Source organism: Pseudomonas sp. BN417 (genome assembly GCF_029871205.1).
In the GTDB taxonomy this organism is placed as follows: Bacteria; Pseudomonadota; Gammaproteobacteria; order Pseudomonadales; family Pseudomonadaceae; genus Metapseudomonas.
Genome location: NZ_SSOJ01000096.1, coordinates 29,519 through 41,622 on the forward strand (window position 1 = coordinate 29,519; position 12,104 = coordinate 41,622).

11 protein-coding genes are annotated in these 12,104 nt (G+C 65.1%); 5 read left to right on the forward strand and 6 right to left on the reverse strand.

What is annotated here, in order from left to right; genetic code table 11:
- Positions 1 to 56: 56 nt before the first annotated feature.
- From cysC to mtnA, 5 genes are all read right to left on the reverse strand, one after another.
- Positions 57 to 668, reverse strand: a complete 612-nt coding sequence (gene cysC, locus E8F11_RS12120) for an adenylyl-sulfate kinase (protein WP_280289067.1) — start codon at positions 666 to 668, stop codon at positions 57 to 59.
- Entirely contained in the window at positions 668 to 1,765 is a 1,098-nt protein-coding gene (pheA, locus tag E8F11_RS12125) for a prephenate dehydratase (RefSeq protein ID WP_280289077.1), read from the reverse strand. Before pheA ends, cysC begins: the two co-directional genes overlap by 1 nt.
- Positions 1,762 to 2,847, reverse strand: coding sequence for a 3-phosphoserine/phosphohydroxythreonine transaminase (serC, locus tag E8F11_RS12130; RefSeq protein WP_280289068.1), 1,086 nt, complete (start codon positions 2,845 to 2,847; stop codon positions 1,762 to 1,764). The genes pheA and serC overlap by 4 nt, the downstream gene beginning before the upstream one ends.
- A 98-nt stretch (positions 2,848 to 2,945) precedes the next feature.
- Positions 2,946 to 5,723: a DNA gyrase subunit A gene (gene gyrA, locus E8F11_RS12135; RefSeq protein ID WP_280289069.1), complete on the reverse strand. Its 2,778-nt coding sequence runs from the start codon at positions 5,721 to 5,723 to the stop codon at positions 2,946 to 2,948.
- A 243-nt stretch (positions 5,724 to 5,966) separates the two neighbouring features.
- The gene (mtnA, locus tag E8F11_RS12140) at positions 5,967 to 7,043 is read right to left on the reverse strand and encodes an S-methyl-5-thioribose-1-phosphate isomerase (RefSeq protein WP_280289070.1); all 1,077 of its coding nucleotides are present in this window, start codon (positions 7,041 to 7,043) and stop codon (positions 5,967 to 5,969) included.
- A gap of 112 nt (positions 7,044 to 7,155) precedes the next feature.
- Here mtnA and E8F11_RS12145 point away from each other — a divergent pair, with 112 nt between their 5' ends.
- The 5 genes from E8F11_RS12145 to E8F11_RS12165 all read left to right on the forward strand — a co-directional run bounded on the left by E8F11_RS12145 (position 7,156) and on the right by E8F11_RS12165 (position 11,897).
- The gene (locus E8F11_RS12145; RefSeq protein ID WP_280289071.1) at positions 7,156 to 8,481 is read left to right on the forward strand and encodes a TRZ/ATZ family hydrolase; all 1,326 of its coding nucleotides are present in this window, start codon (positions 7,156 to 7,158) and stop codon (positions 8,479 to 8,481) included.
- A 21-nt stretch (positions 8,482 to 8,502) separates the two neighbouring features.
- On the forward strand, positions 8,503 to 9,201 hold the full coding sequence (gene ubiG, locus E8F11_RS12150; protein ID WP_280289072.1) for a bifunctional 2-polyprenyl-6-hydroxyphenol methylase/3-demethylubiquinol 3-O-methyltransferase UbiG: 699 nt from the start codon (positions 8,503 to 8,505) through the stop codon (positions 9,199 to 9,201).
- Positions 9,198 to 9,878 (forward strand): N-acetylmuramic acid 6-phosphate phosphatase MupP, encoded by a 681-nt coding sequence (gene mupP, locus E8F11_RS12155; protein WP_280289073.1) that lies wholly within the window; start codon positions 9,198 to 9,200, stop codon positions 9,876 to 9,878. The genes ubiG and mupP overlap by 4 nt, the downstream gene beginning before the upstream one ends.
- Positions 9,879 to 9,991: 113 nt before the next feature.
- Positions 9,992 to 10,732: a YciK family oxidoreductase gene (locus tag E8F11_RS12160; RefSeq protein ID WP_280289074.1), complete on the forward strand. Its 741-nt coding sequence runs from the start codon at positions 9,992 to 9,994 to the stop codon at positions 10,730 to 10,732.
- A 238-nt stretch (positions 10,733 to 10,970) separates the two neighbouring features.
- On the forward strand, positions 10,971 to 11,897 hold the full coding sequence (locus E8F11_RS12165) for a GGDEF domain-containing protein (RefSeq protein ID WP_280289075.1): 927 nt from the start codon (positions 10,971 to 10,973) through the stop codon (positions 11,895 to 11,897).
- Positions 11,898 to 11,911: 14 nt separating this feature from the next.
- Here the strand turns inward: E8F11_RS12165 and E8F11_RS12170 are convergent.
- Positions 11,912 to 12,104, reverse strand: a 193-nt coding sequence (locus tag E8F11_RS12170; protein WP_280289076.1) for a hypothetical protein, incomplete at its 5' end; no start/stop codon positions are given.

A 12,104-nucleotide genomic window follows, 5' to 3' on the forward strand; every position in this document is an offset into this window, starting at 1 on the left:
TCCTGTGGTCGCGATGATCGTTGTCGATTCGCTGCGGTTCAGGTCATGGCCGTTCATCAGGCGCCCGGCCCTTGCAGAAATCGATGGTGTCGAAGGTAGTCATGTATCTGCTGGACCGCCGTCTCCACGCTCAGGTCGGTGGTATCGAAGGTCAGCTCGGCCGCCAGTGGCTTCTCGAACGGTGAGTCCAGGCCGGTGAAATCCTTCAGCAGACCCGCGCGCGCCTTGCGATAGAGCCCTTTCGGGTCACGCTGCTCGCAGACAGCCAGAGGGGTATCGACGAAGACCTCGACGAAGCGTCCCGGAAGCAGTTGGCGGATCGCGTCGCGGTCGCTGCGAAAGGGCGAGATGAAGGCAGCGATGACGATCAATCCTGCGTCGACCATCAGCGCCGCGACTTCGCCGACCCGGCGGATGTTTTCCTTGCGGTCCTGCGCGGTGAAGCCCAGGTCGCCGTTCAGGCCATGGCGCAGGTTGTCGCCATCGAGCAGGTAGGTGTGCCGGCCCTCGCTGTGCAACCGACGCTCCAGGGCGTCGGCCAGGGTCGACTTGCCCGCGCCGCTGAAGCCGGTGAGCCAGACGAGGCAAGGTTCCTGCTGCTTGAGACTGGCGCGTTGGCCACGGTCCACCAGCAAGGAGCGCCACTCGACCTGACGGCTGCCGTCCACTAGAGCACCGCTTTCGGGTAGGAACCCAGCACCTTCAGGGCAACGGCTTCCTGGTTGATCTTCTCCAGCACGTCCTTGATCAGCGGATCACGATGGTGGCCGACGAAGTCGATGAAGAACACATAGGTCCACTTGCCACTGCGGGACGGGCGGGTCTCGATGCGGGTCAGGTCGATGCCGTTGTTGTGGAAGGGCACCAGCAGCTCGTGCAGGGCACCCGGCTTGTTGCGCATGGATACGATGATCGAGGTCTTGTCGTCGCCGGTCGGAGGGACTTCCTGGTTGCCGATGATGAGGAAGCGCGTGGAGTTGTCCGGGCGGTCCTCGATCTTCTCGCAGAGCTTGGTCAGGCCGTAGAGGCTCGCCGCCATGTCGCCGGCGATGGCCGCCGAGTTCCACTCGCTCTTCACCCTTTTCGCCGCGTCGGCGTTGCTGGAAACCGCCACGCGCTCTACGTTCGGGTAATGGGCGTCCAGCCACTTGCGGCACTGGGCCAGGGACTGGGCGTGGGAGTAGATGCGGGTGATGTTGTCGGTCTTGGTGGTATCGCCCACCAGCAGGTGGTGGTGGATGCGCAACTCCACCTCGCCACAGATGACCATGTCATGCTCGAGGAAGCTGTCCAGGGTGTGGTTCACCGCCCCCTCGGTGGAGTTCTCCACGGGCACCACGCCGAAGTTCACCGCACCGGCGGCAACTTCGCGGAAGACTTCGTCGATGGCCGCCATCGGCGCGCTGATCACCGCATGGCCGAAATGCTTGAGCGCCGCGGCCTGGGTGAAGGTGCCCTCGGGGCCGAGGTAGGCGACCTTGAGCGGCTGTTCCAGGGCAAGGCAGGAGGACATGATCTCGCGGAAAAGCCGCGCCATCTCTTCGTTGTCCAGCGGGCCCTTGTTGCGGTCCATGATGTGCTTGAGCACCCAGGCTTCGCGCTCGGGGCGGTAGAAGACCGGCGTCTCGCCCGCGGGCAGGGACTGCATCTTCACCCGCGCCACGTCCTGGGCGCAGCGAGCGCGCTCGCTGATCAGCTCGAGGATCTTCTCGTCGAGGTTGTCGATGCGAACCCGCAGCGCCTTGAGTTCTTGCTCGGACATCAGCCGTGCTCCTTCTCGAACTCCGCCATATAGGCCACCAGGGCTTCCACCGCGTCGAGACCGACCGCGTTGTAGATGGAGGCGCGCATGCCGCCCACCGAGCGGTGGCCCTTGAGATTCAGCAGACCACGGGCGTCGGCGCCGGCCAGGAAGGGTTTGTCCAGGCGCTCGTCGGCCAGGCGGAACGGCACGTTCATCCAGGAACGGGCGTTTGTGGCGATGGGGTTGGTGTAGAACTCGCTCTTGTCGATGACGCCGTAGAGCAGGTCCTTCTTCGCCTTGTTGCGTTGCTCCATGGCCTCGACGCCGCCCTGCTCCTTGAGCCACTCGAAGACCAGGCCCGAGAGGTACCAGGAAAAGGTGGCCGGGGTGTTGTACATGGAGCCGTTATCGGCGGCGACCTTGTAGTTGAGCATGGTCGGGCAGCTGGCGCGGGCGCGGCCGAGCAGGTCCTCGCGGACGATGACCACGACCAGGCCGCTGGGGCCGATGTTCTTCTGCGCGCCGGCGTAGATCAGGCCGAAGCGGGAAATGTCCAGCGGGCGGGAGAGGATGTCCGAGGACGTGTCCACCACCAGGGGCACGTCGCCCACTTCCGGGATCCAGTCGAACTGCAGGCCGCCGATGGTTTCGTTGGAGGCGTAGTGCAGGTAGGCCGCGTCCTTGGACAACTGCCACTCGTTCTGCCCGGGGATGGCGAAGTAGTCGTAGCCCTTGGCGCTGGCGGCGACGTTCACGCGGCCGAAGCGGCTGGCCTCGTCAATGCTCTTCTTCGACCAGATGCCGGTGTCGATGTAGTCGGCCACGCCGTTCTCGGGCAGCAGGTTGAGCGGGATCTCGGCAAATTGCTGGCTGGCGCCGCCCTGGAGGAACAGCACCTTGTAGTTCGAGGGGATGGACAGCAGGTCGCGCAGATCCTGCTCGGCCTTCTCGGCAATGGCGACGTATTCATCGCTGCGGTGGCTCATCTCCATGACGGACAGGCCTTTGCCCTGCCAATCGAGGAGTTCCGCCTGGGCGCGTTGCAGAACAGCTTCCGGAAGCGCGGCCGGGCCGGCGCAGAAGTTAAAGGCTCGCTTGCTCACATCCACTCTCACTGGGTAGCGCGGGGGCACCAGTACCCCCGCCGATTGTCATCTACCGAATGGACAGGCCGGCGACGGCCTGCCCGTTTCTGCTGCTCTTACTCTTCACCTGCCGGTTGTGCGTCGTCCAGCTGGGTGTCGTCGACTGCGGTTTCCTCCGCATCTTCAACGACCAGCTCTTCGCCTTCCAGCGCCTCGGACTCGCCGTCGTCGGACGGCTCCTGCACACGCTCCAGGCCCACCAGGGTCTCGTCCTTGGCCAGCTTGATCAGGGTCACGCCCTGGGTGTTGCGGCTGGAGCTGGAGACTTCGTCCACACGGGTACGGACCAGGGTGCCCTGGTCGGAGATCAGCATGATCTCCTCGCCATCCTGCACCTGTACCGCGCCCACCAGCTTGCCGTTGCGCTCGTTGGTGACCATGGCGATCACGCCCTGGCCGCCGCGACCGCGGCGCGGGTAGTCTTCCAGCGGGGTGCGCTTGCCGTAGCCGCGTTCGGAGGCGGAAAGGATCTGCGCGCCCGCTTCCGGGATCAGCATGGAGATCAGGCTCTGGCCTTCCGGCAGGCGCATGCCGCGTACGCCACGGGCGATTCGGCTCATGGTGCGCACGTGCTTCTCCTTGAAGCGGATAACCTTGCCACCGTCGGAGAACAGCATCACTTCCTTGGCGCCGTCGGTAATGGCGGCGGCGATCAGGGTGTCGCCCTCTTCCAGCTTCAGGGCGATCAGGCCGCTCGAACGCGGACGGCTGAACTGCACCAGCGGGGTCTTCTTCACGGTACCGTAGGCAGTCGCCATGAAGATGTAGGCGCCGGTGGGCTCGTCCTGCTCGTCGTCGGCGACTTCGGCGTCGTTGTCGTCGCCGCCTTCGGCTTCGACCACTTCGCCTTCGATCACCAGGCCTTCGTTCTCGTCCAGGTCTTCTTCCGCGCCAGCGCTCTGCTGCAGGGCTTCCAGGTCGATCTGCAGCATGGCGGTGATGCGCTCGCCCTCATCCAGCGGCAGCAGGTTGACCAGCGGGCGGCCGCGCGCAGTGCGCGAGGCTTCCGGAATCTCGAAGGTGCGCAGCCAGTAGACCTTGCCCTTGCTGGAGAACAGCAGGAGGGTGGCATGGCTGTTGGCGACCAGCAGGTGTTCGATGTAGTCCTCGTCCTTCACCCCGGTGGCCGACTTGCCCTTGCCGCCACGGCGCTGGGCTTGGTAGGCGTGCAGCGGCTGGGACTTGGCGTAGCCACCGTGGGAGATGGTGACGACGCGCTCTTCCTCGGTGATCAGGTCGGCGATGGTCAGGTCCACCTGGGACGCGACAATCTCGGTGCGGCGGGCATCGCCGAACTCGGCCTTGACCTTCTCCAGCTCCTCGCGGATGACTTCCATCAGGCGCTCGGGATTGGTGAGGATGCGGATCAGCTCGCCGATCAGGGTGAGGATTTCCTGGTATTCGGCGAGGAGCTTGTCGTGCTCCAGGCCAGTCAGGCGGTGCAGGCGCAGCTCGAGGATGGCCTGGGCCTGGTCCGGCGACAGGAAGTACTTGCCGTCACGCAGGCCGTACTGTGGATCGAGGTCTTCCGGACGGCAGGCATCGGCGCCGGCGCGCTCGACCATGGCTTCCACCGCGCTGGATTCCCAGGGGGTGGCGATCAGGCGTTCCTTGGCCTCGGCCGGGGTCGGCGAGTTCTTGATCAGCTCGATCACCGGGTCGATGTTCGACAGGGCGACCGCCTGGCCTTCGAGGATGTGGCCGCGTTCGCGGGCCTTGCGCAGCTCGTAGACGGTCCGGCGGGTCACCACTTCGCGGCGGTGACGGACAAACACTTCGAGCATGTCCTTCAGGTTCATCGTGCGCGGCTGGCCATCGACCAGGGCCACCACGTTGATGCCGAACACGCTCTGCAGCTGGGTCTGGGCGTAGAGGTTGTTGAGGATGACCTCGGGTACCTCGCCACGGCGCAGCTCGATGACCACGCGCATGCCGTCCTTGTCGGACTCGTCGCGCAGTTCGGTGATGCCTTCGAGCTTCTTCTCCTTGACCAGCTCGGCGATCTTCTCGATCAGACGCGCCTTGTTCAGCTGGTAGGGCAGCTCGGTGATGACGATCTGCTGGCGGCCGCCGACCTTGTCGATGTCCTCGACCTCGGCACGGGCACGCATATAGATGCGGCCACGGCCGGTGCGATAGGCCTCGATGATGCCGGCGCGGCCGTTGATGATACCGGCAGTGGGGAAGTCGGGACCCGGGATGTACTTCATCAGCTCATCGACGGTGAGCTCCGGGTTGTCCATCAGAGCCAGGCAACCGTCGATGACTTCGCCGAGGTTGTGCGGCGGGATGTTGGTGGCCATGCCCACGGCGATACCGCTGGAACCGTTGACCAGCAGGTTGGGGATCTTGGTCGGCATGACCGCCGGAATCTGTTCGGTGCCGTCGTAGTTGGGCACCCAGTCCACGGTTTCCTTGTCCAGGTCAGCCAGCAACTCATGCGCCAGCTTGGACATGCGCACTTCGGTGTATCGCATGGCCGCGGCGTTGTCGCCGTCCACCGAACCGAAGTTGCCCTGGCCGTCGACCAGCATGTAGCGCAGCGAGAAGGGCTGGGCCATGCGGACGATGGTGTCGTACACGGCAGTGTCGCCGTGGGGGTGGTACTTACCAATGACGTCACCGACCACACGGGCGGACTTCTTGTACGGTTTGTTCCAGTCGTTGCCCAGTTCGCTCATCGCGTAGAGGACGCGACGGTGCACCGGCTTGAGGCCGTCGCGCGCGTCCGGCAAGGCACGCCCGACGATCACGCTCATCGCGTAGTCGAGGTAGGACTGTTTCAGCTCGTCTTCGATATTGACCGGGAGGATTTCTTTGGCCAGTTCGCCCATGAGAAGCCTGGTTCCTTTTTCTGATGAAACTCCGCCCCGCTCGTCCTGAGCGGCGCGAAGCTCGTCACTGCGGCCAGATGCGGCAGCGACTCACGACAAATCAACGAGTTAAGCCAAGGATCTGTGCAATTCGGCCGCCTCATCGGAGGGGCCGCGATAACTGCCGGAGCTTACCACAGTCACCGCCTTGCACCTACCCCGCCGGGCGGCCTGCCGGCAGGGTAAAAATGCCGCAGCGAAGCCTCAGTGCAGGCGCTTGCGGCACATCAGCTGAGCCATCTTGGCGGCGTCGGGGCGTTCTACCACGCCCTTCTCGGTCACGATGGCATCGATCAGGTCGGCCGGAGTCACATCGAATACCGGGTTCACCGCATGAACCTCGGCGGCGACACGGCGACCACCCAGATCCAGCAACTCGGAGCCGTCGCGCTCCTCGATCGGGATGTCGTCGCCACTTTCCAGGGACATGTCGATAGTGGAACTGGGCGCCACCACCATGAAGCGCACCCCGTGGTGCATGGCGTTGACCGCCAACTGGTAGGTGCCGATCTTGTTCGCCACGTCGCCATTGGCGGTGATGCGGTCGGCGCCGACTATCACCCAGGTGATACCCGCGGTCTTCATCAGGTGGGCGGCGGCGGCATCGGCATTCAGGCTCACCGGCACCCCTTCGTTGGCCAGCTCCCAGGCGGTCAGGCGGGCACCCTGCAGCCAGGGGCGGGTTTCGTCGGCGTAGACCCGCTCCACCAGCCCGTCGAGGTGGGCGGCGCGGATCACCCCGAGGGCGGTACCGAAACCGCCGGTAGCCAGGGCGCCGGTGTTGCAGTGGGTCAACAGGGCCTGCGGACTACCCTGGTGCTTGCGAATCAGCTCCATGCCCAACTGGGCCATGGTCAGGTTGGCCTCGCGGTCGCTCAGGTGGATGGAGATGGCCTCGGCCTCCAGGGCCTGCAACGGGGTTTCACCATCGCGCAGGCGCTGCAGGCGCTCGCGCATGCGGTTCAGCGCCCAGAACAGGTTGACTGCGGTCGGCCGGGAATCGGCCAGCGCCTTGAAATCGAGCTCCAGCGCTTCGCGCCAGTCGCCACCGGCGGCGATACGGGCCCGGGCGCCCAGCACCACGCCATAGGCTGCACTGATGCCGATCGCCGGCGCGCCACGCACCACCATCTGGCGGATGGCCTGGGCCACGCCTTCGGCGGAGTCGTAGGCCAACCAGACTTCCTCGGCCGGCAGCAGGCGCTGGTCGAGCAGGTGGAGTACGCCGTCACGCCAGTCGATGGCCTTGACCTTCTCGGCTGCTAACAGTTGTTCACGCATCGACCACCTCGCCACCCGTAACTCGCGGAAAAACCGCAGATTATAGCGAGCCGGAGGCCATCTGGCTCGGGTATACTGCCGACACTTCGTTTTGCGCCCAGGATGCGCCTCCATGCCCAGCCCCAACGCCCCGCTCGATCTGCTTCTGCTGCCGTCCTGGATAGTCCCGGTAGAGCCTGCCGGCGTAGTCCTGCGGGATCATGCGCTGGGCATCCGCGACGGCCGCATCGCCCTGCTGGCCCCGCGGGACCTGGCGCTGCGCGTCGACGCCCGCGAACGCCGCGAGCTGCCGGGCATGCTGCTGGCCCCCGGACTGATCAACGCCCACGGCCACGCCGCGATGACGCTGTTCCGCGGACTGGCCGACGACCTGCCGCTGATGACCTGGCTACAGGAACACATCTGGCCCGCCGAGGCCAAGTGGGTCAATGAGTCATTCGTCCGCGACGGCACCGAACTAGCCGTAGCCGAGCAGATCAAGGGCGGCATCAGCTGCTTCTCCGACATGTACTTCTTCCCGGCCCAGGCCAGCGCCGCCATCCACGCCACGGGCATCAAGGCCCAGCTGGCGATACCGGTGCTGGACTTCCCGATCCCCGGCGCGGTCGACGCGGTCGAGGCCATTCGCCGTGGCGTCGAGCTGTTCAGCGACCTCAAGCACCACCCGCGGATCAAGGTGGCCTTCGGCCCCCATGCGCCCTACAGCGTCAGCGACGACAAGCTGGAGAACATCCGCGTGCTGGCCGAGGAACTGGACGCCGGCATTCATATGCACGTCCAGGAAACCGCCTTCGAGGTCCAGCAGAGCCTGGAGCAGCGCGGCGAGCGCCCCATGGCCCGACTCGCCCGCCTCGGCCTGCTGGGACCGCGCTTCCAGGCCGTGCACATGACCCAGGTGGACGACGCCGACCTCGCCCAGCTGGTGGAAAGCAACAGCAGCGTGATCCACTGCCCCGAATCCAACCTCAAGCTGGCCAGCGGCTTCTGCCCAGTGGAACGCCTCTGGCAGGCCGGCGTCAATGTCGCCATCGGCACCGATGGCGCGGCCAGCAACAACGATCTGGACCTGCTCGGCGAAACCCGCACCGCCGCCCTCCTGGCCAAGGCGGTCGCCGGCTCGGCCCGCGCCCTGGATGCCCACCGCGCCCTGCGCATGGCCACTCTGAATGGCGCACGCGCCCTGGGGCTCGAGCAGGACACCGGCTCCCTGGAAGTCGGCAAGGCCGCCGACCTGGTCGCCTTCGACCTTTCCGGGCTGGCCCAGCAACCGGTCTACGACCCGGTTTCCCAACTCATCTATGCCACCGGGCGCGATTCGGTGCGGCACCTCTGGGTCGACGGCAGGCAACTGCTGGACGACGGCCGCCTGACCCGCCTGGACGAAGAGCGCCTGGGCGTCACCGCCCGCGCCTGGGGCGATCGCATCGCCGGCCGCTGAATTCTGTTTCGAGGACATCCCATGACCAACGTCGACCACGTCGAAATCGCCAAGTTCGAGGCCCTCGCCCACCGCTGGTGGGACCGCGAGAGCGAGTTCAAACCCCTGCACGACATCAACCCGCTGCGGGTCAACTGGATTGACGAACGCGTCAAGCTGGCCGGCAAGAAGGTGCTGGACGTCGGTTGCGGCGGCGGCATCCTCAGTGAATCCATGGCCCAGCGCGGCGCCACGGTCACCGGCATCGACATGGGTGAAGCGCCCCTGGCGGTAGCCCAGCTGCACCAACTGGAGTCCGGCGTACCGGTGGAGTACCGGCGCATCACCGCCGAAGCCCTGGCCGCTGAGATGCCGGGCCAGTTCGATGTGGTCACCTGCATGGAAATGCTTGAACACGTGCCGGACCCGGCCTCGGTGATCCGCGCTTGCCATACCCTGGTGAAGCCGGGCGGCCAGGTGTTCTTCTCCACCATCAACCGCAACCCCAAGGCCTATCTCTTCGCCATTGTCGGCGCCGAGTACATCATGGGCCTGCTGCCCCGCGGCACCCACGACTTCAAGAAATTCATCCGCCCCTCCGAGCTCGGCGCCTGGAGCCGTGCGGCCAGCCTGACGGTCAAGGACATCATCGGCCTGACGTACAATCCGCTGACCAAGCACTACAAGCTGGAAGCTGACGTGGACGTCAACTACATGATCCAGACCCTGCGCGAGGAGTGACCGGCATGCGACTCAGAGCGGTTCTCTTCGATATGGACGGCACCCTGCTGGATTCGGCGCCGGACTTCATCGCCATCTGCCAGGCCATGCGCGCCGATCGCGGCCTGCCGCCGCGGGACGAGAAGGCGATCCGCGACGTGGTTTCCGGCGGTGCCCGCGCCATGGTCGCCTGCGCCTTCGAGATGGATCCGGATGCAGCGGAATTCGAGCCCCTGCGCCTGGAATTCCTCGAGCGCTACCAGAGCCACTGCGCCGTACTCACCCGCCCCTTCGACGGCATCGACGAGCTGCTGGCGGACATCGAGCAGGCCAAGCTGATCTGGGGCGTGGTAACCAACAAGCCGGTGCGTTTCGCCGAACCCATCATGGCGCAGCTCGGCCTCGCCGATCGCTCCGCCGTGCTGATCTGCCCCGACCATGTGAAGAACAGCAAGCCGGACCCGGAAATGCTGCTGCTCGCCTGCAGCAAGCTGAACCTCGACCCGGCCAGCGTGCTCTTCGTCGGTGACGACCTGCGCGATATCGAGTCCGGTCGCGCCGCCGGCACCCGCACCGCCGCGGTCAGCTACGGCTACATCCACCCCAGCGACAACCCCACGCACTGGGGCGCCGATGTCGTGGTCGACCATCCGCTTGAATTGCGCGCCGTACTCGATCGCGCGCTGTGCAGCTGCTGAGGCGGCAGCGGTAAGCTTCAAGCGACAAGCTTCAAGCTGGCCGGTGCTTTCCAGATGCTTTTACTTGCTGCTTGAAGCTTGCGACTTGCAGCTCTCCAAAGGAGCCCTCTCACATGTTCCAGTACTCCGCCCGCCCCGACCTGCTCAAGGATCGGGTCATCCTGATCACCGGCGCCGGTCGCGGCATCGGTGCGGCCGCCGCCAAGACCTTCGCCGCCCACGGCGCCACCGTGCTGCTGCTGGGCAAGACCGAGGCCAGCCTGAATGCCGTCTATGACGAGATCGAGGCTGCCGGTCACCCGCAGCCCGCGGTGATCCCGTTCAACCTGGAAACCGCCCAGCCGCACCAGTACGACGAACTGGCAGCGACCCTGGAGGCCGAGTTCGGACGCATCGATGGCCTGCTGCACAATGCTTCCATCCTCGGCCCGCGCACACCCATCGAGCAGCTGTCCGGCGAAAACTTCATGCGCGTCATGCAGGTCAACGTCAACGCCATGTTCATGCTGACCAGCACACTGCTGCCGCTGCTGAAGCTGTCCAGGGACGCCTCGGTGGTCTTCACCTCCAGCAGCGTCGGCCGCAAGGGTCGCGCCTACTGGGGCGCTTACGCGGTCTCCAAGTTCGCCAGCGAAGGCCTGATGCAGGTGCTGGCCGATGAGGTCGACGGCATCGCCAGCGTCCGTGCCAACAGCGTCAATCCCGGCGCCACCCGTACCGACATGCGCGCCCAGGCCTACCCCGGTGAAAACCCTGACAACAATCCGGAACCTGCCACGATCATGCCTGTCTACCTCTATCTCATGGGGCCGGACAGCGCTGGCGTGAACGGCCAGGCTTTCGACGCGCAATGACCTCCCTCCGCGGCGGTCATCGGACCGCCGCAGCCTCCGTCGGGTTTCCGACGACTCCGCCCCGTGAACGGCATCACATTGCCATTATTTCGCCATCAGCCGGCAAAGGCTTGCCGCCTGGCGTCGAAAGAAACAGCTAACTGATTGAAAAACAAGGTTTTCAACTGCTAACGAGCTCCTGGCACGAAATTAGCTGTATGCCTGGTGTCGTCGCTATTTGCGTCAGAGGTTCAATTCAATGGTTCCTCCCACCCGGACCAACACCATCGATTTCGATGCCGCCAAGCTGCAGCGGCTCGGCTTCACCGGCAATCGCCAACCCAAGCTGCGCCCCACCAGCCTGGCGGAGCTGCGTCGGCAGCTGACCCTGCAACTGCAGACCAGCCTGGAAGTCGAGCGCATCGTCAGCCTGTTCTTCGACGAAGTGCAGCGCCTGGTGCCCCTGGACGCCCTGGCCTACCAGCACCAGAGCAGCGACCTGCGCCTGGAATTCGGCACCCGCTCCAGCCATTCCGCAGGCTACCGCCTCAGTCACGAAGGCGAGTACCTGGGCGAGCTGATTTTCCGCCGCAACCAGCGCTTCGACGAGCAGGAGCTGAACCAGCTGGAGTCCCTGCTCTCCAGCCTGCTCTTCCCGCTGCGCAACGCCCTGCTCTACCGCGCCGCGATCCAGAGCGCACTGCGCGACCCGCTGACCGACACCGGCAACCGCATCGCCATGGAGCAGACCCTACAGCGCGAGGTTGACCTGGCGCGGCGCAACCTGCAGCCACTGTCCGTGCTGATGCTGGACATCGATCACTTCAAGCGGATCAACGACCAGCACGGCCATGGCACTGGCGATGAAGTGCTGAAGGCGGTGGCCACCACGCTCAAGGTACGCCTGCGCAATGTCGACATGGTGTTCCGCTTCGGCGGCGAGGAATTCCTCGTGCTGCTCTCCGGCACCTGCCGCGAAGCCGCTGCCCTGGTGGGCGAACGCCTGCGCCTGGGCATCCTCGAATTGCAGTGCCTGGTCCAGGGCCATCCACTGGACCTGTCCATCAGCCTCGGTTGCGCCACCCTGTTGCCGGCCGAATCGGTAGACAGCCTGCTGCGCCGCGCGGACAACGCCCTTTATGTGGCCAAACGGGAAGGTCGCAATCGGTTGTCCATGGCGGGGTGACCTCACGCAGACATTCAAATACAGGGGAACCTTGTGGGGGCAAATTCATTGGCTATGTCTGCATTCAGTGTTGCTAAAACCACCTGAACCAGGCTGATTGTCGAGCGGGCTGCGAGTCCCTGTTTCGCCTCCCGGCGAGTCTCTTTTTTCAGTCGTCGGAATGCCGCCCACAAAAAAGAAACCAAAAACGCTTGCCCCTGCATCCGG

Excerpts from the sequence above, each read along its gene's own strand:
- E8F11_RS12145 (WP_280289071.1), top strand. The coding sequence starts at position 7,156 with ATGCCCAGCCCCAACGCCCCGCTCGATCTGCTTCTGCTGCCGTCCTGG.
- E8F11_RS12165 (WP_280289075.1), top strand. The coding sequence starts at position 10,971 with ATGGTTCCTCCCACCCGGACCAACACCATCGATTTCGATGCCGCCAAG.
- ubiG (WP_280289072.1), top strand. The coding sequence starts at position 8,503 with ATGACCAACGTCGACCACGTCGAAATCGCCAAGTTCGAGGCCCTCGCC.
- gyrA (WP_280289069.1), bottom strand. The coding sequence starts at position 5,723 with ATGGGCGAACTGGCCAAAGAAATCCTCCCGGTCAATATCGAAGACGAG.
- E8F11_RS12160 (WP_280289074.1), top strand. The coding sequence starts at position 9,992 with ATGTTCCAGTACTCCGCCCGCCCCGACCTGCTCAAGGATCGGGTCATC.
- mtnA (WP_280289070.1), bottom strand. The coding sequence starts at position 7,043 with ATGCGTGAACAACTGTTAGCAGCCGAGAAGGTCAAGGCCATCGACTGG.